Below are 23,740 nucleotides of genomic sequence, written 5' to 3' on the forward strand. Positions count from 1 at the left end.
ATCTTCCGAACGGACAACGGCACGACCCACTCCAGGAATTCCCCAGCGTGGGGCGTACGTGAGGTCGGCGACAACACTGTCTCGACGAGCCCTTATGTTAAGGAAGGTTTACAGTACAGGCGGAACGCCGGTAGCCTGCGACTCTAATCGACGAAGGTCGATCATGACGAGGCCTGGAGGTACCGTGCGTCGCCGACACACCACCACACGGCTGCTGGCCATAGCCGCACTCGCGCTACCAGTGATCCTGCCCGCCACGCCCGCCGCCGCAGCACCCACCGCACCAGCCCGACACCTCAGCGACGTCATCCCCGCACCGGTCGAAACCCACCCCGACCCGCACGACACATTCCGGATCACCCCCCTGACCGTCATCCGCACCACCCCCGGCTCCGCCGCCGCCCGGCACGTCGGCCAGCAGCTCGCCACCACACTGCGCCCCGCCACCGGCCACCCCCTGCCCGTCCTGCCCGTACGCTCCACCCCGCTACCCGAGATCGCCCTGCTCATCGGCGGCGCCGACACCCGCATCGGCCAACAGGGCTACCAACTCGACGTCACCCGCCGCAGCATCACGATCCGAGCCAACACCCCCGCCGGACTGTTCGCCGGCACCCAGACCCTGCGCCAACTGCTCCCCGCCGACATCGAGGCACCCAACCGGCAGCGAACCACCTGGACAGTCCCCGGCGGACGAATCATCGACTACCCACGCTTCGCCTACCGGGGCGCGATGCTCGACCTCGCACGCCACTTCCACACCGTCGACGACATCACCGCCTACGTGGACCTGCTCAGCCAGTACAAAATCAACTACCTGCACCTGCACCTCACCGACGACCAGGGCTGGCGCATCCAGATCGACTCCTGGCCCCGCCTCACCACAGTCGGCGGCGGACCCGGCACCGGAGTCGACGGCGTCGGCCCCGGATACCTCACCAAGGCCGACTACAAGACCGTCGTCGCCTACGCCGCGGCACGACACATCACGATCATCCCCGAGATCGACATGCCCGGGCACACCAACGCCGCCCAGTCGACGTACCCCGAACTCAACTGCGACGGCGTCGCACCGCCCCCGCGCACCGACATGGCGGTCGGCTACAGCTCCCTCTGCATCAACGACGAACTCACCTACCGCTTCGTCGAGGACGTCATCCGCGAACTCGCCGCCATCACCCCCGGACCATTCCTGCACATCGGCGGCGACGAAGCCCACGCCACCACCGACGAGGACTACCGCACCTTCATGAACCGGGTCCTGCCCCTGGTCGCGAAGTACGGCAAGCGCGCCTCCGGATGGAACGAGATCACCCAGGCCGACCCGCCCACCGACGTCGTCGCCCAGTTCTGGGGCACCGGCACCACAAACGCCAGCCTCGCCGCGGCTGCCGCCCGCGGCAACAAGGTCATCATGTCGCCGGCGAACAAGACCTACCTCGACATGAAGTACGACGCCAACACCCGCCTCGGCCTGCGCTGGGCCGGCCTGATCGAGGTGTCCGACGCCTATGGCTGGGACCCGGCCACCCGGGTCACCGGCGTCGGCGAGAACGCCATCCTCGGCGTCGAGGCCCCACTGTGGTCCGAAACGCTGCGCACCCTCGACGACATCGAATACATGGCCTTCCCCCGCCTACCCGCGATCGCCGAACTCGGCTGGTCCACCCCCGCCAGCCACGACTGGGAATCGTTCCGGACCCGGCTGGGGGAGCAGGCACCCCGCTGGCGACTGCAACAGGTCGATTTCTACCCGTCCCCACAGGTGCCCTGGACCTGACCCGTACCCACCTCACCCGCCGTTCGTGGGCACCGGCCGACCCGGCCGGTGCCCACAACCGTCAGCGACCGCAGGCGGTGTCCAACACCTTCAGCGGCGGGTCGAGATCCGGCGCCTCGACCTCGGTGGCCTTCGGACCGGCCAGGTGCTTCTCGACACCCGCGGCCAGAGCCTCCAACGCGGTGCGCACCTGCGGGTCGGCAGCAGTCGGCGCCGCCGTCCGCAGATCCTGCAACAGCGCGGTGTAGTGGCCGCGGACCTTCGCGCCCGCCTCCTTCGCGCTGACCGGCTTGTCGATGGCGGCGATCGCATCGTCGGCCATCGCGACGTAGTGCTTCTTGACAAAATCGAGACTGGCGTCGCAGACCTGCTTGCTGTTCGCCGCCACGTCGACCGTCGGGCTGGGCGCCACGGTCGGCGACGGCGCGGGCGCCCCCGCGCTCTCCTTCTCGGCAGGCTGGCAGCCCACAACGAGGCCGACGGCCGCGACCAGGCCAACCACAATACGGACAGGCTTACTCGTCAAGGTGTTCCCCCGTGGTGATGTGCGGCCCCACCGTTCGCGGTGAACGAGCGGCAGCCAGAACGCACCACTGTAGACATCACCCGCCGACACCGCACACCGCTTTCACGTCCGGTGTCCCAGCCCGACCTCGCCGGGCATGAGACGTTGGAGCACACCCAGCAATCTCCAGCGAGGACTCTCCCATGCACCTGGCGTACGACCAGTCAGCGGACACCGGACCAGCGGTGGTGTGCCTAGCCATGTTCAGCATGAGCCGCGCCGCCACAGCCGCCGCCCTCAGCCCCGCCCTCGCGGGCACCGGCCTACGAGAGATCTACCTGGACCTGCCCGGCCACGGAGACACCCCCGCGAACTGCCCACCCACCTCCCAGGCGTTACTGGAAACCGTCTGCGCCTGGCTGGACCACCACGTCGACGCGCCGGCCCTGCTCGCCGGCGGCTCCTACGGCGCGTACCTGGCCGCCGGCATCGCCCGCCAACGACCCGACCTCGTCCGCGGCCTGCTCCTCGTCTGTCCCGGCGTCACCATCGCCCGCGACAGCCGGGACCTGCCCGACGACCCACCACTCGAAGCACCCACCGGCTGGCTCGACGCCGCTCCCGCCGCCCTGCACGCACACCTCGACGCCGCCCTGGGCCACCGCACCCCAGCCGTCGTCGCGACAGTGCTCACGGCACTGAACTCCGGCGGCCCCGGTGACCCGACATTCCAACAGGAGTTGCAGAGCGGCTCCAACTACGCGCTACCCGACGAGACCGCAGAGATCGTCTTCGACGGCCCGGTCAGCGTGATCACCGGCCGGCAGGACCGAATCGTCGGGTACGCCGACCAGTTCCGCGCCATGCGCCACTTCCCCGCGGCACCTACACGGTGATCGACGCGGCCGGCCACTACCTGCCGTACGAACAACCCGCCCTGCTGCGATCACTCACCTAGGACTGGCTGCGCCGTACACGCATCTGACAACCCGAGATGGGGGAGCGGGCCTTGTGGCAATGCATCTACGTTCGATTGATGTCTTCCTCGGTGCCAATCAATACGGGGAGCGGCACCAACCAACAGAACTACGACGAGTACGACGGCTACTACTCGGGCATCGGCCTTGCCTGGGCCGCCAAGGCCAACTACCTGAACCTGACCCGCGGCTGGGCGAACGCCACCGTCACCTGGGGCAGCTTCACGATCACCGCGAACGGCTGGCTCTGCTACTCGTACTCGCCCACCACCTCCACCACCATCACCTCAGCGGAAGCGACCCGGGGCGCTGGTCGGGCCACGCCTGGCCCGGCCAGCGCCTTCGCCCGACCTCTCCCGCTGCCACCCGCAGTAGCACCATGATGAACGGCAACAGAGGACAACCCGTAGGACGAGGAGGCCGGGATGAAACACGACCCGTCACCCGGCCCGGACGAACGCTTCGCACAACAGACCGAACGCGTCCGCCGGGAACTGCTGGACAGCGCGACACCGGTCATTGCGCTCACCGGCCCGGACCGCCCGGCCGCCGAGTGCTTCGCCGGCACCGAAACCTTCAACGGCACGATCACCGTCATCCGGATCGTGCACGGCGACCCCACCGCCGGACCGTGGGCGAGCGTCGACACCGCCCGCTGGGCGGACCTCCCGGTCAACGCCGGCCCGTTACGCACGCACCTGGAACACGGCATGCGACTCGCCGGAGACCGATTCTCCGACCTGCAATGGACCGAGAACGACACCACCGTCCTGGTCGACGAGCAGCCAGTCCCCGGCCGCACGGTACGAGCCGGCCACCGATGGTGGGCGACCCGCTGCGAACGCGACGGTGTCGAGATCACCGTGACGGCGCGCGACTGGCACCCGGCCACCGTCCACCTCGGCTCGGTCACCGACCTCACGCCACTGCTCGACGCACTGGGCAACCGACCTGCGGCGGAGACATCGCCCACGGAACCGGTCGCCCTGCCGCCTGACCTGGCCCGGGAACCACACTGGGCGCTCATCGACGCCGCCCTGCGTGCCCGTCGGGACCACCACGCCTGGATGGCCGCCGGGGGAGCGCCGCCGCACCTGCCCCCGTACTGGTCGACGCTCTGGCGGGCCGCCGTACGCCGACAGAGGCAACTCACCGATCAGGACGAAGCTGACGCCGACCGCGCGGTGAGCGACATGACCGCCCACGTCACCAGCCTCGCCGATGACAGCACCTGGTTCGATAAGCACCTGACGCTACGTGAGCGCGCCATCAACGAGATCCTGCTGTACGGCACCGGGCTGGGTGAAGGTGTGTCCAGCCAACCGGCTCAACGCGCCTGGCGCGAACGGCAACACCTCATGCCCCGACAGGGCGTGCCCATCAGCGAGCGCGAGGCCGTCGACCGGCACTGGCGTGACGCCTGGGCCAGGTGGGCCGACACGGCCGTTGTCGCGTCTCACTTGACCTGAGCCAGCGGCGTAGCGCCTGAGCTGCGGTGGCTCACGATAGTGAGAATCAGCGCGGAAGCGTACCTCTCATTATCTTGAGCCAACTCGTGATTGATGCGAGCCAGCAGCGCAGCCTCCATACCGGAAGCACCCCCCGGGAGACTGCTGCAAGCGAGCCGGCCAGCATCATCATCATCGAGGGCCTCTACCGGACGGGATTCGAACCAACGCCGGGCTGCGCCCCGGTGGCCGGGCTGTCGACGACGGGCTGCTTGTTCACACACAGCCGACCCACCATGAGAACCCTGCACTCGTACGGCACCGACCTGTCGCCATCCACGACCAACTCGCCCGGTTTAACACCGACGGGTATCGACCCCTGCGCCCGCCCGAGCCTGCCGAGGCGGGGCATCTATCCGGGTGACCTGAAGAAGCCGTCGCCGCGGCGCTCCCAACGCGTCCGACACTCCGACGCTAGGTCGAGCGCTCGCTGAGCGCTAAGCTGTCATGAGTACTCGGCGGGCGCTCACAGGAGGTTGCCATGTTCCCGCAGCGATCCACCAACCCGGTGCGGCAGCGTCGCATCGAGCTCGCGCTCACCCAACAGGAAGCCGCAAGACGCGCCGAGGTCTCCGTCGCCACTTGGCGCCGTCTCGAAGCCGCCAGCGGGCTCGACGGGTTCAAGGCCGACAACGTCAGAGGCTTCGCCCGAGCGCTGCGCCTCGGAATGGCCGAGTTCCACCGGCTCATGGGCTCCGACGAGGTGGACGAGGTCGACCAGGAGAGCGACGACCTCGTGCGGTTTTTCAATGCGTCGTTCACTGGTGACCCAATCACCGCGGCCGACGCCATGGCGCTGCACAGCACCGTCGCGTTCTCCGACTTCGCCCCGATGAACAGCAAGCGGTTCGCGGTGGAGCACGCCCTCGGGTGCGGCTTTCCCGCATTCCTCAAAGGAGAGGCCTCCATCAGAGAGGTGGATCTCCTGCGCGACCTTCCCGAGCTGGCGCTCACCCAGGTGAACAACCACTGGCTGGTTCGGATGGGTGAACGCATCATGCGCGTGGGCGGCCTGCTGGGCGAAGGCCGAGTTCCCCGTGCCGTGTGCCTCGCCGACGAGTACGCCCTCTCCATCGTCATCATGAACACCGATCCACCCAGCGTTGGCGACGTGCTCCACATGTATCCGGGTCTGCACGACCGTGAGCATTTGGCGCCGCGCTACTGGGAGGACGAGGACGGACACGAACTCGTCGTAGACTGGCGTGATCGTATGCTCGGCGCGCTCCTGCCTCCAGAGGAGGCTCACGACTATCGGCGCCACGACCTCCTCGTCCTAGAGATGCACGGCCAAGGCATTTACGACATCTCCGACCCACGCCACCCGCTGCGCTGGTTCGACCGTGACGACCTGCAGGGGCGGTGCCAGTCCTCCCTCGACTACGCCAGGCTGTCCGACGAGGAGAAGGAGACACGGGAGAGGGAGGCGCTCGAGCGCATCGGCTGGTAGCACGTTGTGCTCCCTCGGGCAAGGCCGCCGGCGACCTGGGCTGTCAGGTAGCGTGCCGCGCAGCTCAGCCGGCGGCGCCGCAGCGGGAACATGGCATGTCGCTGGCGGCCATGGCGGGTTCGAGACGCCTGTCGGGTCGGGGCCTTGGATTCGAGCGTTGATACGGGCCTCGCACCCGGCGGACCCCGGCCGCCCGGTTCGGTCACTGCAACGCGTGGTCGGCGGCGCGGGCCTCGGCGGAGAGTTCGTGCGGGGGATCAAGCCCGTTACGCCGGTATACCGCTGTCGCAGGAGCCGTTCGCCGTCAGGGTTGTCGGGCAGCGGAGGGTGCCGCTGATGGTCGGCCCACGAGTGCAGGGCGCGGGCGTGTCCCACCGGGTGCGGCTCGGTCCCGAGAGACATTTCGTCGAAGAAGCGCTCCCGGGCGGCGAGATTGAGTGAGATCGCCGCGCGGCACCAGAACAGTGAGGAGATGTGGCTTCTGACGGGATGAGTTTGAAAGGTTGGTGAGAGTCGCTTCGCAGTGGCGGTCGATCCCATCACGCACTACGCCACCGGGGGTTCGGCTGCCTCCACCCGCCTACGCCCGCACGGCGGCCGGCAGCCGCAACGTCACCCTCGCCGGCTACGAGGCCTACCGCCTTCGGTGCTGATGACTACGCGTTGCGTCCACGCCCGTCCGCGCATGATTGCGTCAGAGCACGAGAGACCCGCGGGAGCGGGTCTCTCGGCGGGCGCGGGAGCCCGTGGGCGTCCTGCGAGACCACTTTATCAGTGGGCTTTACCTCATGCGCGAAGTCGTCACCAGCAGCAGCCACTCGATGACGAAGGGAGCCGCTCGTAGGGAGAGGCCAGTTTGGTCTTAGCTCTAGAGTCCAGGGTCCGGTCCGGGTGCGGGAGCGATGCTGGTCTTGATAGTTATGCTTGCGCTCCCAGGGGACGGTGAGGTGCATCGGCTGCGGGGTCATGCAATTGCAGCACTCCGGCGGTGCCCAGATACAGCCGGCGCAGAGTTCGCTCGCCGTCGGGGTCAGCGGGGCCAGTCGGGTTTCGCTCGTGGTTGATCCATGAGGCGAGTCCACCGTGGCTGTAGCTGGAGGGGTGCGCTGGACGCTCCTTGAGGATTTCGTCGTAGAAGCGGAAGCGTTCCGCGATCTCGATCGACGTGGCCATGCGACGCCAATACGGTGAGGAGATCACGGACAAGATCGGGACGACCTCGGGGTACTGCGCCGCGTAGCCGTAGGACAAGGGTAGGAACTCCGCGTGCTCGCGGGCGTGCAGGCGCCGCATGCGCTCGTTGCGTGGGGTCAAGGCAAACGGGTCGCGCGAGCCCCAGTGTTCGATCGCGCAGGCGTCGGAGAAGTAGTAGCGCACGCGGGGGTAACCGCGGCGGCGGATGAGCCGCTGCAGCCGCACCTGCGCCTGGACAGTCTCGGGCATGTCGGCCACGTCGACCTGGTCGGCTGATTGTGAGACACCGTTGCCGACCCACAGTTGGTGACGGACGCAGACGTTGTAGTCGCATCGTGCCCAGATCGTCACGGGGCCGGTGGTGCCCGCACACCGTCGGCATAACGGATGCCGCCGGTTGGGGTAGCTGCCGACGACCTGTCCGATCATCGGCGGCGCGTAGCAGTACGGGACGCGCTGGCGGATCTCCGGCAAGGCGTAGGCCAGCCGCGGCTCGGCGAATCCGGTGACCGCCGCGAGGGACTCCGACGCGATGACGCCGCGGCGGCTGCCCTGGCGCCGCGGTGTGAGGTGGGTCGCGAGGTCAGCGCGGGACAGATAGTTTCTCGCCGCGAGTCGGCCGATGTACGACTCGAGCGTCTCGTCGTGTACCGGGGGGATGCGTCGGGGCAGCCGCCGCAGCTGCGGCTGCCCCCAGCCGGCGGTCGCCGGGATCATTGTCGCGAACCCGCGCGGCGGGCGGAGGACTCGGCGGCGTGGTCGATGCGCACGGCGTCCATCGCGTCCCGCGAGATGGTCTCGGTTCCGTCGAGGATCGCACGTATCGCCGCGGCGCGGATGAGGTGCGACAGGCTGCCGATCATGCCCCTGGTGCGCTGGTGCAGGTACTTCGCCGACGCGGTCAGCGTGCCGGGCTTATGGTGGTGCAGTCGCAGCGCACTTTCCATGCTAGCGACGAGCTGTTTCCACTCGTTGTGATGGGGAAACGGGCCAGTGTTGACCAGGACGCAGCGTCCGGCGAGTTGTCGGCCACGTACGCCGGTGAACATCCCTGACCGTTCGATGTCCATGCCGGCGTAGATGAAGGTCGCGGGCAGGTGCTCAGTGAGGTACTTCATGTGGTCGGAGTGGTCCTCGCCCGCGGTGGTCGCCATGTTGATGTTATGAAGTTCATCGACGATGACGATTTCGCATCGGACGTCGATCAGGATCCGACAGACGGCGTCGGCGATGTCGGTGGCGTTGGCACGAGACGTGACTCTGGGCAGGCCGAGGAACCGCGCGAACTCCATTGCCAGCTTCCGCGGCGAGCCTTTCGGAGGTGCTGTCACGTAGACCACGGGGATGCGTTCGGTGTCGGGATGCCGGGCTCGAGTGCGCAGTTCGTGGAGCCGGCCGAGCTGCTTGATGGCGGTGCTCTTGCCGGTCGCCGCCGCACCGGAGACGATCAGCCCGCGGCGAGCACCGTTCTCCCGTTGGTTGAGCAGGGCCAGCAGCCGGCCCTGGTTGGTGATCTCGCGGATCGCGGACGTGGTGACCACCACCAGCTCGGCGTGGTACGCGATCCGCGCCTCGTCATAGATCAGACGTTGCTGCGCAGTCAGCGCCGACCACTCGCCCTTGGGTAGCAGGGTGACGTCGGCAGGATCGGCTTCGACGAACCGCTGCCAGCCTTCCACGGTGGTGGTGGGTTGCGGTCGGTCTTCCAGTTGGCTGACGTCGTTTAGAAACTCCACCTGCGGGCCTCCTCGCGGGCGTCGAACAGCGGCAGGGGGATCACCTCCGCCAGCGGTTCAGGGTCGTCTTCACGAGCGGCGGGAACGGCGTGCGCCGCGTCCTGTTGCCCGGGCGGATTCGGGCGCGGGCCTGAGGGTGTGTTCGTGGAGCGAGTGCGTCCGGCGACGCGGCGATCCCGTGGCGTGGTGACCTTTGGCTCGGGGCCTTGTTCGGCCCGGTCGAGCAGTCGCGCGGCGGCCGCGGCGATCTGCGCCTCGGTGGCGGTGTCTTCGCCGCGGCGCCCCAGGATGTTGCGGGCGTGCTGCCAGGCCACCTCGCCGAACGGCATCGGGGCAGTGCGCAGGTGCTTCCAGCCGACGGTGATCCAGCCGCCGTCTCGGTGGTTGCGCACCCAAATGCGGGTGACGTCGTACGGGTCGAAGTGGACCTCCCACCGCCCGTCTCTCGCGATGACCCCCGAGTGTTCGCCGCGCAGGTTGTATTCGTCGATCGCGTTGTCGTCGTAGGTGCGTCGGTTGAGCTTGATCCCGGCGCGGCCGATCCTGTTCCAGGAAACTGGCAAGAGTTCAACGTAGTCGTCAGCGTTCAACGCGACCGGCACGTAACCGGCGACCTCGACCAGAGCGGCATACTGCTCGTTGGGCGTCAGGGCTGTGTCCGGGGCCAGCGGGTTACGCAGTCCGTCATGCGGCCGGTTTTGCCAGACCGTGACGATCCATTCGTCTAGCAGTGCCTGCAGCTCAACGATTGACCACACCGCGTTTTTCTCGGCGCTCTTGCCTCGGTGTTCGACGCTGCGCCCGACGTAGCCGGCGACGTACTGGGCAAACAGGGTGCCCACGGAGTTGAAGCTGCGCTCGACGGCACCGTTTTCCCACGGCGAGCCGAGGTGGGTGGGCTGGAGGTTGATGCCCATCGCCCGACAGGCGGTGCGGAACGTCTGCGACACGTACGCCTTACCGTTGTCGCAGACGATGGTTTCCGGAACTATCACCGGCCGGGCGGCGGCGTGCGTCAGCTGGTCGTCCAAAGCGGTGAGGCGACGGTGCGGCAACACCGACCGCGACATGCGTACCGCGTCGACCCAGCCCGGGCGCATTGGCTCCGGTGTCAGCGCCCGCGCCAGCAACACCGCCGCGTCGGCGGCTTTGGTTGTGGGTCGCAACACCGCCGCCGGAATGCTGCGGGTGGCCAAGTCCACCAGCCACGTCAGCTCCGCCCGGTCGATCACACCGTTGTCCAAGACCACTCGTACATCAATCGGTGTGGAATCGATGTGCACCCACTGGCCGGGGCGCAGCGCCGGCACCGACCCGAATGGCCCTTTCGGGGTTTTTGCCAGCGACCGGCGGGTCTTGGCCGAGCCGAACGTGTGTCTGCCCTGCGTCAGTCGACCTACCAAGCGGTAGAACGTCGCCGTCGACGGCAGCGCCGGAGCGGTGTTGCCGTGCTCGGCGGCCAGGATCTGCGTGACCCGCCGCGCCAGCCTTTCCACTGTTCCCGTAGAGCGGTTGGTCTCTTCGTCGATCGCCTGCACCGTCGCGTCGACAACCCGCTGGTCAACTCTTCCGGTGGGGCCAGACACCCGCGCATAGCGCTGGTCGACCAACCCCCACAGGCCTTGCCTTTCGTACGCCGCCCGCAGCCGTTTGATCGTGGTGAAGCTGACCGAGTGACCCGCCGCCCGCAGTTCGGTCAGCTTGGCTAGCTCACGCTGGCGCAGCGTGTGCCGGCGCGGATCGTAGCCAGATTGTGGCGCCGAATCGTGTGCCGCATCCGGCGCCACACCGGTCAGCAGTTCGATCAGGTGCCGCTCCCACCACCGCGCACGCGCCATCACTGGCTCGGGCACGACCTCGAGCATCCCAGTCGGGGGCAGGGGAGCGGCGCCGCGCGGCGTGGACACCCATTCCAGATCGCGGCCGGTGAGCACCTCGCCCAGCGGCAGGGTTGTCTGCGCGCCGACGACGTCTTCTAGCCGCACTCCGCTGCCCGTCACTGACGCCACCGTGTACCGCGCGCCTCGTAGCCGTACCTCGTCACCAACGCGCAGCATCCGTGGTCGCGACACCCCTGCCATCAGATGCCGCCGCCGTGCACCAGCGATTCCGCGCCGATGGGTGCGGTGTCCAGGTCGGTGTGCAGTACCTGTCGCCAGAGCAGATGAAACAGCGTGGGCAGCACGGCGATGGGATCCCCGACCTGACGCGCGCCGTCCATCAGCGCCGCACCCTCGGCGAATACCCGTCGCAGGTCTGCCGTCCACCGCGCGTCGAGGCAGCGCGGATGCCGATAGCCCGACAGCCAGCGCAGGTTCGCTGTACGCACCGGGTCCATGACGTCGACGCGCCACACCGTCCAGCCGACCTGCTGGCACGCGTACGCGATCGATTCCCCCATCGGCTGCTCGCCGCGTCTGCGGCGACGCTGCGACCGCACCTCGATCACCACTGCCGTACCGTCGCGTAGCCGCGCGAAGAAGTCCGGTGTATGGGTGACGGTCTTGTCGTCGCGCTGCCACGTCAGGCGCAACGGCCGTGACACCAGCGACATGACCGTCGGGTCGAAGTCCCACGCCATGACATGATCCCGCTGCAGCCACGATTCATAGCCGACGTGATCCGCGGTCGTGGCGAACCACCACAACCCCGCGAAACCCTTCGCGCCCCGCTTCGACCGGGTTGCGTCTATCGGGCGAGCAGCCTCGAACGGCCGCATCCAGCACTGGGCCAGCGGCTCCCTGCGGTCCTGCCCGTCATCGCCGACAAAGCTGACGTCGACCTGCCCCGCCGCGACACGCCCCTGCCCCAAGGCGGCAGCGTGTGAGCGTGACATGCCGGTCCTACCGCGACCCGCGCGGCGAACCGTGACATTGAAACCGCCCAGCGCGCGTCCGTGACGAGGCTGCTACGACCGCGAGAAGCGCGGCGGCCGGGCCGCCTGGGGGTCTGGCGACGTCATCGTCGTTGATCAGTCGAATGCGCACGGCCACACCTCCCAGCGTCGAGGAACCCACCGTAACCGCTGCTCAGGCCTGGTGTCATCACCGGCGCGCCACCGTACTGGCGAACATGCTTATTGATCCGAGTGGTCGCCGAGCGTCTGCACGGCGTTGGGTCCTGGGTGGGCGATGGTGGAAACGGTGGGATGCGGGTAGTCGAAATCCAGCTCGGCGAAGTCGCGCTCTACCGCCTCGGGGAGTTCGTTATCTGCGACGATCATCTGCAGCTTTCCGGGCCTGGCTGCGGCGAGGTCCCGCAGCCGGCTGTAGAGCGCGGTGGAGATGCCGGTGGCGGAGTTCAGCGCCATGCGAGGGCTGTCGATGAGCAGGAAGGACGGGTAGTAGGTGTCGCCGCGGCTGACCACGACGTACAGGATTGATGTCCAGTAGGCGATTTGGACGGCGGTTATGATGCCGCCGCCGCGGCTGACCTTGGTGTAGGGCTGGCCATTGAGAATGGGCAGGTAGTTGGTGGGGTGGATGTGCGCAGTTTTGATGCTAGGCACGCCGATGCTGCGTAGCGCCCGGTTGAACTCTGCAGTGAGCGCGTCGATGATTTCGTGACGCCGCTCATCGATGGCTGCTTCCCGACGAGCGATCTCCGCGTGGACCCTGTCCCGCTCGACGGTGCGCTGCTGCTCGGCGGTGGTGAGGTCATCGACACGGTCCCACTGCCGCAGCACGCCCTCAAGTTCCCGCTGGCGCGCCTGTGCGTAGGCCAAGCTGGTGGAGGCGTCGGTGAATGCCTGCAGGCGAGGACTGACGCGCGTGGACGTGCGCTGCTCGATCGTGGCGGTGAGATCTTTGACCAAGCCCTCACGCTCGGCGACAGCGACGCTGGTGGCGGCGAGTTGCTCGGCGAGGAGGGCCAGTTGGTCGCTCATCTCGTGCAGTTGGCCGGTGAGCTGTCGCTGCTCGTACTGGTCTGTGTCGGAGTCCGGGGTGACCGGGTCGGGCTGTAAGCACAACCGGCAGGCGCCCTCGGGGACTGCTCTGTCGGTCACCGACTGCAGGCACCGGGGGCAGGTAACGAATTCGATGGAGGCGATGCGGTCGCCGGCGTCGCGCATGCGGTGCAACCGGGCGAGGTCGCCTTCGACACGGCGTCGTTCGGCGGTCAGGTCGGTTCGCTGCCTGATCAACGCCTGGACGGCTGCCTTGGCCTCAGCGAGCCGGCGTTCTGCGTCGTAGAGCAGATCACGTATCACCTGCGTTTCGCGGTCGGCGACCGGGCTGATCTCGTTGCGCAGCACCCGCAATGACGCTTCGGCGGCGATTTGCGCGTTGCGGGCGTCGCCTTGTGCGTTGAGCGCTTCCTGCTTGCTGGTGGTGTTCGTCGTGGACAGGAACTCGCGGATCGTCGCGGTTTCGCGGCGCGCGTCGTCGACCTGCCGGTTGAGCGTCGTGAGGTCGGAACGCAGCGCCAGCACGGCTTCGTCGGTGAGACCGAACAGCAACTCGAAAACGGCTTTGCGTTTCGGGGCGAGGTACTGGTCCTGGCTGCGGGCGATGTCGCGGTTCATGTCGGCTTGGGGGACATACAGGTAGGAGAACACGTCGGCGAAGGTGATGCGGGCGCCGGCGTTGGTGCTACCGGCGGTTCTGGCGGCCGCGCGCATGTTCTCGGCAAAGCCCAATGCCCGCATCAACAGACCGGAGACGCTGGGCGACTCACGGGCGTCTGCGCCGTGATCGGGCAGCCGCTCGCGGGTCTTGACATCGGTGACCCGCACGGCCCGGCGTTTGACCGCATCGACGCTGCGCACGAGCAGGTAGCGTTCGGTGCCGACGGTCACGTCGACGCTGATGTCGTGCACGCTGTCGGTGATCACGGGCGCGAGCATCCCGTCACACCCGAATCCGAACTTCACGGCCTCCAGCAGGGTGGTTTTCCCGACGCCGGTCGGCCCGGCGAGGATGGTCAAGTCTGCGGGGAAGGCATACCTGACGGGGCCCTCGACGGTGTCCAGGGTGACGGCGTTGAGCCGGAACGTCGTGGTCAACGGATCACCTGTCGGTGTGGTCGGTCCATCAAGTCAGCCAGCCTCTGGTAGATCAGGTCCTTCAACGCGTTGCCTGTCAGTCCTGTCGACGCCTGCGCGATCACCTGGCCGCGTTCGGCGATCTCCGACCACGGCGCGGTGGCGGCGATCGTGGCGGCGTGCCTCTTGCCCTTGGAGGTTGGCGCTAGCGCGACGCTGCCTTTCCTGCCGGGGGCATAACGCAGGAGCCCACGACCGACGAGCGCGCCGATGATCATGTAGTAGCGGTCATCCCACGGGCCGTACTTGTACCGGGTCATGGGTGCTTCCACGGCGGTGGGGTCATACCTGTCTTCCTCCGCCAGATGCAGCCGGGGATCTGCCGGCTCCAGGGAGTCCAGCACGTTGCTGGCCAAGGCCGGGTACCGCAACAAGAAGTCGAGCTTCGCCAGCTTCGTCAGGCCGTCCAGCCTTCGTTGGTGGCCCGTCTCGGCCGCCACGGCGGTCACGAGCAGCAACACGCGGGTCTGGTGGTAGGCGAGGTCCTCGCGCAGCAACGCCAGGTCGGCGGCATCCGCAGCGTGCATGCTCATCAGCTGCCCCCTCCTCCCACCGGACGCCGGCGCGCCTGCTCGCTTGCGACGTCAAAGCCCTCGCTGAACCACACCTGACACCGATTGGACAGCTCACACAGCCCACCGAGCGCCAGGTCGACGTCCATTTCGTCCGGCACGGTGCGCTGCTGCCGGTCCAGCGCGGCCTCAAGTTCCCTCCACAACTGCGGGCCCCAGGCGGCGCCTGGCCGTTTCACCTGCTCGGCCGCCGCGTCGTTGATCCGCAGCAGCGCCCGGTTCAGCCGCTGTTGACGGGCACGCGCTGCCGGATCGAATGCCAGTGAGTCACGCCAATGCTCGGTCCAGTCTGACCGGAGCTGCTCCGCGCGTTCCACGGTGTTGTCGGAGCAGCCCCCGACCTCCATCTTGATGGCCAACCGGCTGGTGCGCACCAACCGCGGCAGCGGCGCAAAGCCCGTTGGGTGCGCTATCGCCGTCCGGATAGCCAGATCGATGTCCGTTAGCGTCACGATGCGGCTGGTCAGCTCGGTCTCACGGTCACCGGACGTGGACGCCGCGCCGCCCATCGGGAAGGCCAGGACCGTCGGCAGGCCACCGGTCGGCGTGGGCCCCGCCGCGCGCATGCGGACGCGGAACAGGGCGAGAACGGCCTCCCACACCGCACCGGCGGGAGCGGCGCTACCGAGCCTGTCCAGCACCGGCTGCGCGTACATCGACGGCGCCGCGTGCGGGGCATACTTTCGGGTCACGCTGTCCTGCACCGTGAACACCGACAGGAAGCGGGCGATCTGCTCGCGATGCTGCGGTAGCACCTCCAGCTCACCGCCGTCGGGTGGTTTCCACCGGGTGGCGAGGCCGTCACAGTGCTTGAGCAAGCTCTTGCCGAAGCTGGTGAGCAGCGTGATCTCAGGGCCGCCGGCGATAAACGTCCCGCCAGCGACACGCCGATCACGGGCGAACTCGGCGAACTTGATGAGCTGCTGAGGCTCTCCGGACATGCCCGCAGTGGTGACCAGCCGGCACGCGGGCTTCTCCTGCATCGCCAACCAGCGGTCGAACAAGTGCGCGACACCGCCGTCACCGGCCAACGAATTGAGGGTGCTGTAGGCGCCGAAGGCCAACCCTGGATGTTTCGCGGACACCAGTTCCGCATTCCCGTTACGCAGGGCAACCCAGTCCTCGTGATACTCGCAGAGCAGCCGGCCGTCGTCGCCATCGTCGAGGTTGCCGTGCCCGTCGAGAGCCGTCAGGTACAGGCTCAGACCATCAGCGGCAGCCATCACCGCCTGCCACTCGTACTGGTCTGCCGTCCGGGCTCCAGCATCATCAGGCGGCTTCGCCGCCACAACGAGATCGGCTGCCGAAGCGCCGACATCACTAGCCCGCAATTGCCACCTGCGCCGCAATCGGTAGTTGTCGAAGCACTCACGGTTCGCGTGACTGCTCGGGGGGAGTGTGCCTCACGCACGTGCCCTTACCGGGCGAACTGTCACTTAGGCGACAGGCCCCAAGCGAGTAGAGGCCCTGCCACCACAAGCTTCCTCTACCCCGGCCAGACCCGCATCGACGAACGAAATGTCTCCCGCCGTTGAGGCGGCCGCCTCACCCTGCGCAGCAGCGAGAGTAGTCCCATCCGGTGCTGACCGGCTGCTACAAATGTGCTGTCTTATCGGCCAGAGCGGGCGTCGGACATCAGGCCGCGTTGCCTTCGATCGGATAGGTGATGGTTTTGAGCCGACGCGGGCACGCGGACAGCAACCGCTGCTGGACTTCGCAGCCGGCCACCCTCGCCCAGCTCGTCCGGGTGGCCGGGATCCGCAGGACCGTCGAGGAAGCCGTCCAAGCCGCCAAAGGTCAGGTCGGCTTGGACCAGCACCAGGTCCGCCGCTGTAGCGCCGTGGCAGGACCAGACTTGTTGTATGCAGTCCGACCACTACCCTGAGCATGACGACACGAGGCGGCAATCGGTCGGGACGACAAACTCGGGGGGCAGCGTTGGGAGCACCGGAGTCCAACGCCGGGGACGACTTTCACTTTTGGTGGGCCGCAACGCGCGCGCTCAAACTAATCGAGCCGGGCACTAGCAGCACGCTGATCGTGATCGAGGGCCTAGGCCGTGTAGATGATCCAAACGACGACTACGAGGCAGTTGACGTCGCCGAGTACATCGGTGGAGACAACCTGGACACTGCATCCCGGGTCGTAATGTCCCAGTTGAAGTACAGCACTCGACACGCAGATAAGGCGTGGACGGTCAGCCGTATCTGCGAGAAGAAGACCAAACGTACAGTCGGCGGTAACGCCCAGTCGCCGAGGTCAGTGATCGCGGACCTAGCCGGCATCTACGCCAAACTCCTCACCGAAAAGTTGGCCGAGGAGCTTCGGGACAAGGTGCGGATTAGCCTGGTCAGCAACCAGCCTGGAGATCCGCTACTCCTAGCTGCCGTCGCGGCGGCAGCGGACTGGACAAGGACGTCGCGACCGCCTGGCGCGGGTAAGGCAAAGCTCCTCCAAGCCCTCGACGCGCCGCACTCAGACGCGGTCCAAAAGCTCGCCGAGGCCGTCGGCACCCGACTGGGCAGCAAACAGTTCTGCGACTTCTTGGCAGTGCTCGACCTCTCACAAACAGGCACGCTCAGCCGGACCGCGCTGGCGCGAGGTGTCCTTGCCGGCGCGGCAGAGCTTGTGCCCGGGCGCGGACCGGATTCAGCGCGTCGACTCTTCGACCTTGTGCGTAGGGAGGCCCTGCCGGACTCCCAGCGGTCCGGCATCCGCGCCGAAGACGTGCTCGCAGAGCTTGGCGTAGCCGATCCTCTTGACCTGTATCCGGCGCCTGCCCGTTTGGCGCCCCTGGTCGATCCGCTCCCAGCACCGGGTGCCGAAGTAGTCGTCGACGCGGTGCGAACGCATCCTGGAAGCCTCGTGGTGGCGGCAGGCCCTGCCGGCGTTGGGAAGACGACAGCGCTCCGACAGCTCGCTGACCACTTGCCGCATGGTTCGGTTGTCGTGATATTCGATTGTTACGGCGGCGGCGAGTACCTGAGTTCCGGCGAGGAGCGGCACACCGCGCAGCGGTTTGTGACGCAAGTTGTCAACGACTTGGCGCAGCAATGCGGGACCCCGTTGCTCGTTCATGCGCAGACCTTCGAGGAGGACCTGTGGCGCCGGCTGCGTCGCACTCTTGAAGCTGCCGCCGATGCCCTCGACCCAGGTGCCGTGCTTGTCCTTGCCGTGGATGCTGCTGATAATGCAGCGTTTGCGGCCCAGAGCAGAGGGGACCGAGGGTTCCTACCAGCTCTTCTGGCGCTACCGTTGCCGTCGCACGTAACTATCGTGCTTACTGCCCGAAGCCATCGCGTTGAGTCTCTCGGAGCGTCGGGGGCGGCTCAGGTAGAGCTGGCACCGTTTGACGCGGACACGTCCGCTGCCCACCTTCGTCGATACCGAGCGGACGCGACGGAAGCCGACGCCGCGGAATTCCATGAGCGCACTGAGGGAAACCCCAGAACCCAGTACTACGCGTTGAACCGAGCTGCTGCCGAGAACCTAGATATGCCAGCACTGCTCAAAGCGTGTGCTCGCACGCCAGACGAACTTTTCAAGGAGTTGGTCGACTCGGCCCTTCGGGTGAGCGGCGTGGACGCGGGTGGACAAAAGTGGCTGTCGTTGATGCTGGCGCTCGCCCGGCCAGTGAGCACAGCAACCCTAGCCGCCGCCCTAGGAGTGGATCCAGCCGCTGTCGTGGCGTTCGCGCACGGTTTGACACCCGGCGTCACGGTCACGGACGGCGCAATTCAGTTCCGTGACGAGGACTTCGAGACATACGTGCGGGGCCAGGTCGACCCGGCGAGTGTGATCGCGGCACACGACCAGCTCGCGGACATGTTCCTCACTACTCGGGCCGCTGATGCCGACGCGGCGGCGCACGTCGCCGACCACCTGTACGCCGCCGGCCGGCTCGCCGACGTGCTGCGACTTGCCCTTGATGAGAAATGGCCCGAAGCTATCCCCGACGGCCTGAGGCGTGCAGAAGCTCAGGGCAGACGGCTCGATCTCGCCGCACGCGCCGCCGCCCAGATGACCGACAACGCCGCCGACGCTGTACGCCTTGCGGCACAAGGGTGCGACGCAGCGTCCCAACTCGAAAACCTCTCGTGGCTCGTCGATGCCCGCCTGGACCTGGTAGCGCTCTACGCGGACGTCGACCTGCTGCGCACCTACGTACTGCGTCAAGCCACGCGCACTACCTGGCTGGCACCGGTACACATGCGACTGGCTGCGGCTCTATCGCGCCGCCCGGAGCGGCACGCCGCCGCGCGGGCAGAACTGGAACGCGCGGACGCCTGGCTCCGCCGGTGGAAGGCAAGCCCTCCTGAGGAGACCCGTGACTGGCACATCGATCCGGACGAGGTTGCATGCGCAGCGGAGGCTCTCTACCGCCTGGACGGACCCGCAACCGCCATCGCCCATCTTCGAAGGTGGCGACCCGCGGAATTCGCGCTAGAGGCTGCCGCGGCGTTCGCCGCCCGCGTTGCCGCAGAGGAGGACCCGCAGCAGGTCAAAGATGCGCTCCACCAGTACAAGGTGCCGTTAGCCGCGCAGGCGCCCTTCCTGGCCTACGTAGCATGGCACGAAGCCGCACCTGACCAAGTATGGGTTGATCAGGTTGTAAACGCGGTCATTGCCGTAGACCGGACGGATGAACAGCCATGGCACGGCCGCCTGGTCCAGGTTGCTACGCGTTACGGCAGCCGCGAATCGGCAGTGGCGCTTGCCCGGCACTGGACTCGACCGCTTCCGTCGCGCCGGTGGGGGTTCCGCAGCGGTGACGTTAACGGCGTCGCCGCCCTCCGCGTTCAGGCCATTGCGGCCGCTCTCGAGTCAACCGGTCTAAGCGTTGGTGATCTTCTGCCGGAACGACTAAGACCCGAGAGGGAGGAATCGGCGGAGGGCACCGACCACAAGCCGATCAGCGGGGACGATCCGCATGCTCACGAACGGCGAGAGTGGTCGGAGACAGTCGGACCGCTGGTGCCCGCGGCGGTGCTTGCTGCCCGCGCAGCAATCGGTGAGGTGAGCGCGACTGACGTCGCCTCGTTCGTTGCCGCGGGCCTCGCGGAACGGACTGAAAGGGCAGGGCATCGCTGGTTCGCCTTCGACAGGTCGTATAGAGCTTGGTCTGCCCTCGTCGCTGATGCTGCAGTTGATTCGGCAGCTTCGCTGGATGTGATCGACCGGCTGGCGAACGTGGCGCCAATGCTGCTCCGGGGCGACGCTCCCCATCATTGGCTCGAGTTGGCGGCCGGTCTCGTGGCTCGGAGCGTCCACACCGAGCGGGCCGCGGAGCTCTGTCAGCGAGTTTCCGCCTACATCGCGTCCCACGAGTTTCCGGCGCGCGACCGCCTCGAGCTGCTTGCCCGCGCTGCAGAAATAGCGGGCGTTGTGGAGCCCGAACTTGGACGGCGCCTTTTCGACCAGGCGGTCGATGCCTCAACCGGGATCAACGACGAGGCCGCCCGGATGCTTAGCGTGTACTCCAATCTGGCCGACCGCGCCATCTTCAGCGATGCTGAGCGTCCCGTCGTTGCCGCCCGCCTCGTTGCGGCGGCAGAGGAAGTCGCGCCCTACGTGACTGACAGTGATGTCATCCCGCATGAGGATGTCGCGAGAGCCGCAGGTCGCCTCCACGCCGGCATCGGTCTAGCGGCCGTAAGCCGGTGGGACGACGAGGATCGGATTCGGCTGGCGTCGACATTGCCAGCCGCGCTCACGGGAAGCGTCGATGGCGGTGGTGTCTCGCCTGGGCATGCATTGGCGCTAGATCACATGATTGAAGACGACCAACTCCGCCTGCAGTTTTTGCTCGCCGTCGTTGATCGCCTCCGAGTGGGCGCGGCTGGTACCGCCAAAGCCCGGGTCGCATTGCGCCGCGCCACGGATTGGTTGCGCCAGGCTACGCCTGCCCGTGATCAACCCGCACTCGCTCGACAGCTCCTCAACTGGGCCGTTGAACGTGGTCTTCACGGGAACATCGAGGCCGACCTCATTCCGGTCATCAGGCTCGGTCGCGAGGACGCAGAGCCGGCTGAGGCGTCGTGGGGGCGCGACCTGTCCGACGAGGCTGAGACACTCTTGTCAGACGTGGCGAATCACAGTTGGACGACGCTCGCCAGCGATGTTGCTGCCCTGACAGAGGCATCGGTTTATGGCTCACGGCTGGGCAACTTCATCACCGCGGTCGCCCATGCCACTCCGTCCGCGCAACGAAGCGACGCTCTCACTGCGATTACTCAACTGGTAGACCCCGCTGGTGCCAACACCATCCTCGGAGTCCTCGCCAGCTGCCTGAAGCGGTGGCGCTACTCGTCGGGCATCACTGACTGGGCCAGGGCGATGCTGCCGACATTGCTCACCCGGCACCTACCCGACCTAGCCCTGGGACACGGCACTCCAGCGCTACTCGACCAGCTTCGGGCGTTCGGCAGCGACGCCGACGTCCGCCATGCAGTCCTCGTTGCGCTTCCTGACGCCCGGCCTCAGTTGACTGCCTACGGCTGGCAGAAGATAGCGGCTCTCCTCGGCCAGCTCTGCGGTCCAGCGGACGCCGCCACGGCCGTCAGAAAACTGCTAGCTGACCGGCTGCCCGAGTCGAGAGCGGGAGAAAGGGAGGCAGACGCGGACAGCAACGAGTTGGCCAACTCGCTGCCGCTCTTGCTGTGGAGCGCATTCGGACACCCGCGGCGTGACATCCGATGGCGCGCTGCGCATGCCGCACGTGATCTGCTCACCCGCGCTGACCCGAGTGCAAGTGCCACCATCGCCACAGCCCTCGTCAACTGCCTCGACCGCACGGACGCCGGACCCTATCGAAGCCGCACACTGCACTTCTACCGATTCTCGGCCATCAGCATGCTGCTTACCGCCCTGGTGCGCGTGGCCGCCGAAGCGCCCATCGTCCTCGCTCCGCACCTGCAGGCCTTGATCCGTCACGCGACCAGCCAAGAGCTACCCCACGCCCAAATCCGCGAGCTAGCCCGTCAGGCCGCTTTTTCCGTCGCCGGACCAAACGGTCCGGGCGCCGACATTCTCGGCCGCGCCAACCAGCCCACCTCCTGCCTCGCCCGCCGCAAGGCCGAACGCAGCAATGACAGCCGTCAGCTTGCGGAGAACCGGCGCTACGACTTCGACACCATGGACACCATCCCCTACTGGTACGCACCCCTCGCTCGCGTTTTCGACCTACCAGTTGACAAGATCGCCGAGCGCGCCGAACGATGGATCGTCGACGAATGGGGCCTCGCCAACGACGACTGGTGGAACGACGTGCGCGAGCTACGTGATCAACGTTCGTACCAGCGGACAAACAATGGGCATGGATCGATCCCACCCGAAGAAAATCTGCGCCTCTACCTGGAGTACCACGCCATGCTCGCAGCCGCCGGCGAGCTCATAGATACAGAGCAACCGATGCTCGTCGACTCATGGGACGACCTCCGCGACCCATGGGACAACTGGCTCCACCAGTACCTACCGGCTTCCTCGAGTCACTGGCTGGCCGACTTCCGAAACGGCATTCCCACCGAACCGGACCTGTTCGGTCACGTACCACCGATTGAAGAGTGGGAGAAGCCGGCCGATCCGGAATTCGACCACATACTCGGCCTCGCCGGCGGATGCCTGCCCGGCTCCGTGCCCATCGCCGGGCGGATCAGCCTGCACAGGTCAGGCGCCTATGGTGAAACATACATCCGGAGTGCGCTGGTGGCACCCGCCCACGCAGTAGACCTGCAGCGCGCACTCGCCGCAGCCGAAAACCCGCGGGATTGGAAGCTCCCCGCCGAAGACGAGCATGAGTTCGAGGTAGATCATGACCAATTCGTGCTGCGAGGTTGGTTAACCGAACCAGCCGACTCGTCCGAAACCCTAGAGGAGCATGACCCCTACGCTCAAGGTATCCATCTTGCGCGTCCGCTCCCGGGACGCCAGTTCTGCAGCGTCGTCCACGCCTTCACGGACGGCACAGGACTTACTCTCCGGAGCTCGGGCGGCACCATACTCACTCGCACGGAACAGTGGGCCGACCAGGGCGATGACACGGGTGCCGTCACCTCCGAGGGATACCGCGTGTACGTCGATCGCGAAGCGCTGACGCGATACCTGTGTGACACCGGCATGATGCTCATTTTGGAGGTTCAGATTGGGCGACACCGACGCAACGACCGCACCGGCGGATGGCGCTCTCCCCGCAGCCGTCTCTATCTCGTCGATCCCAGCGGATCAATCACGGCTCGCTGACCCGGTAACGGCGCTCGGCGAACAGATCCTCGCCGAGTTGGGCGGCACGCACACCAACAACACGCTGACTCGCTGGCTCGCACACCACACCGCCGCGCTTCTCCATGCAGCCGAACATGCGCGGAAAACCTCCGAACCCGATGCTGATGCCCGCGCCGCCGATGCCCGCACCGCAATCCTGCAGCTGTGGCAGCACCGCCAGGCTTGGCTGCCTGGCTGGCCCCCGCCTCGTGCTGCTGCGGTTGCACAGCTGCTCAACGAGCTGCCTGATCTTGATGACCCTCAGTTCTATCGCGGCACGACTCTCGCTCAACTCCAGAACCTTCATTACCAGATCCTCGCCGCCCTCGTCGATCTAGCAACCTCCGTGACGGAGGACGTCGAGCAGGGCTGGCTGGAGAGGTTCGGCGAGCACCTCACCGCAGACGAAGCCATGCTGCTAGCGCGGACGGCTGATTCAGGCCGGCGGCTGGGCAGCCTCTTTCGGCTACGCGGCCTGATACGGGGGGTCGGCATCGGGGACGACGACGCCGATGAGGTCGCTGACGACGCGGGGCAGCCTGATATTGCCACGGTCCATCCCCTCGCCCAACTTGTTGACGTCTACCGCAAGATCGTTCTTAACGCTCTTCAGACGCCGAAGTCCCGTGGCGGCGACGAGGTGGTCACCCATGAACCTGTAAGTCCAGACCTGGACGGCCAGGACAACAACTAGTAGTGCTTTGTTAGGTCAGCG

The 23,740-nt window shown here is 66.9% G+C and carries 15 protein-coding genes; 7 read left to right on the forward strand and 8 right to left on the reverse strand.

The genetic code is table 11. From position 1 onward, the window contains the following. The first annotated feature begins 184 nt into the window (after positions 1–184). Positions 185–1,780, forward strand: a complete 1,596-nt coding sequence (locus AB0K35_RS25655; RefSeq protein WP_363888189.1) for a beta-N-acetylhexosaminidase — start codon at positions 185–187, stop codon at positions 1,778–1,780. 61 nt (positions 1,781–1,841) lie between these two features. Here the strand turns inward: AB0K35_RS25655 and AB0K35_RS25660 are convergent, their stop codons facing one another. Beyond that, entirely contained in the window at positions 1,842–2,396 is a 555-nt protein-coding gene (locus AB0K35_RS25660; RefSeq protein ID WP_363888191.1) for a hypothetical protein, read from the reverse strand. Positions 2,397–2,488: 92 nt separating this feature from the next. Here AB0K35_RS25660 and AB0K35_RS25665 point away from each other — a divergent pair, with 92 nt between their 5' ends. The 4 genes from AB0K35_RS25665 to AB0K35_RS25680 all read left to right on the forward strand — a co-directional run bounded on the left by AB0K35_RS25665 (position 2,489) and on the right by AB0K35_RS25680 (position 6,220). Then, on the forward strand, positions 2,489–3,181 hold the full coding sequence (locus AB0K35_RS25665; RefSeq protein WP_363888193.1) for an alpha/beta hydrolase: 693 nt from the start codon (positions 2,489–2,491) through the stop codon (positions 3,179–3,181). Positions 3,182–3,321: 140 nt separating this feature from the next. Further along, positions 3,322–3,645, forward strand: a complete 324-nt coding sequence (locus tag AB0K35_RS25670) for a hypothetical protein (protein WP_363888196.1) — start codon at positions 3,322–3,324, stop codon at positions 3,643–3,645. Positions 3,646–3,687: 42 nt separating this feature from the next. After that, positions 3,688–4,731, forward strand: coding sequence for a hypothetical protein (locus AB0K35_RS25675; RefSeq protein ID WP_363888198.1), 1,044 nt, complete (start codon positions 3,688–3,690; stop codon positions 4,729–4,731). Between the two features lie 520 nt (positions 4,732–5,251). Then, complete coding sequence (locus AB0K35_RS25680; RefSeq protein WP_363888201.1) at positions 5,252–6,220, forward strand: helix-turn-helix transcriptional regulator; 969 nt, start codon at positions 5,252–5,254, stop codon at positions 6,218–6,220. Positions 6,221–7,138: 918 nt separating this feature from the next. Here AB0K35_RS25680 and AB0K35_RS25685 read toward each other — a convergent pair. The 7 genes from AB0K35_RS25685 to AB0K35_RS25715 all read right to left on the reverse strand — a co-directional run bounded on the left by AB0K35_RS25685 (position 7,139) and on the right by AB0K35_RS25715 (position 16,055). After that, positions 7,139–8,131 carry a TniQ family protein gene (locus tag AB0K35_RS25685; protein ID WP_363888204.1) on the reverse strand — a complete coding sequence of 331 codons (993 nt, stop codon included), beginning with the start codon at positions 8,129–8,131 and terminating at the stop codon, positions 7,139–7,141. Then, on the reverse strand, positions 8,128–9,093 hold the full coding sequence (locus AB0K35_RS25690; RefSeq protein ID WP_363888206.1) for a TniB family NTP-binding protein: 966 nt from the start codon (positions 9,091–9,093) through the stop codon (positions 8,128–8,130). The genes AB0K35_RS25685 and AB0K35_RS25690 overlap by 4 nt, the downstream gene beginning before the upstream one ends. A 44-nt stretch (positions 9,094–9,137) precedes the next feature. After that, positions 9,138–11,150: a Mu transposase C-terminal domain-containing protein gene (locus AB0K35_RS25695; protein ID WP_363888208.1), complete on the reverse strand. Its 2,013-nt coding sequence runs from the start codon at positions 11,148–11,150 to the stop codon at positions 9,138–9,140. 80 nt (positions 11,151–11,230) lie between these two features. Next, entirely contained in the window at positions 11,231–11,962 is a 732-nt protein-coding gene (locus AB0K35_RS25700; protein ID WP_363888210.1) for a TnsA-like heteromeric transposase endonuclease subunit, read from the reverse strand. Positions 11,963–12,226: 264 nt separating this feature from the next. Then, entirely contained in the window at positions 12,227–14,155 is a 1,929-nt protein-coding gene (locus AB0K35_RS25705; protein ID WP_363888212.1) for a hypothetical protein, read from the reverse strand. Further along, entirely contained in the window at positions 14,152–14,727 is a 576-nt protein-coding gene (locus tag AB0K35_RS25710) for a hypothetical protein (protein WP_363888215.1), read from the reverse strand. The genes AB0K35_RS25705 and AB0K35_RS25710 overlap by 4 nt, the downstream gene beginning before the upstream one ends. Further along, positions 14,727–16,055: a hypothetical protein gene (locus AB0K35_RS25715; RefSeq protein WP_363888217.1), complete on the reverse strand. Its 1,329-nt coding sequence runs from the start codon at positions 16,053–16,055 to the stop codon at positions 14,727–14,729. The genes AB0K35_RS25710 and AB0K35_RS25715 overlap by 1 nt, the downstream gene beginning before the upstream one ends. A 751-nt stretch (positions 16,056–16,806) precedes the next feature. Here AB0K35_RS25715 and AB0K35_RS25720 point away from each other — a divergent pair. Beyond that, on the forward strand, positions 16,807–23,004 hold the full coding sequence (locus tag AB0K35_RS25720; RefSeq protein WP_363888220.1) for an AAA family ATPase: 6,198 nt from the start codon (positions 16,807–16,809) through the stop codon (positions 23,002–23,004). Beyond that, a complete protein-coding gene (locus tag AB0K35_RS25725; RefSeq protein WP_363888222.1) occupies positions 22,907–23,719 on the forward strand; it encodes a hypothetical protein in 813 nt (270 codons plus the stop codon). The genes AB0K35_RS25720 and AB0K35_RS25725 overlap by 98 nt, the downstream gene beginning before the upstream one ends. Positions 23,720–23,740 lie beyond the last annotated feature (21 nt).

The organism is Micromonospora sp. NPDC053740 (assembly GCF_040677775.1).
Lineage (GTDB): Bacteria > Actinomycetota > Actinomycetes > Mycobacteriales > Micromonosporaceae > Micromonospora > Micromonospora alfalfae.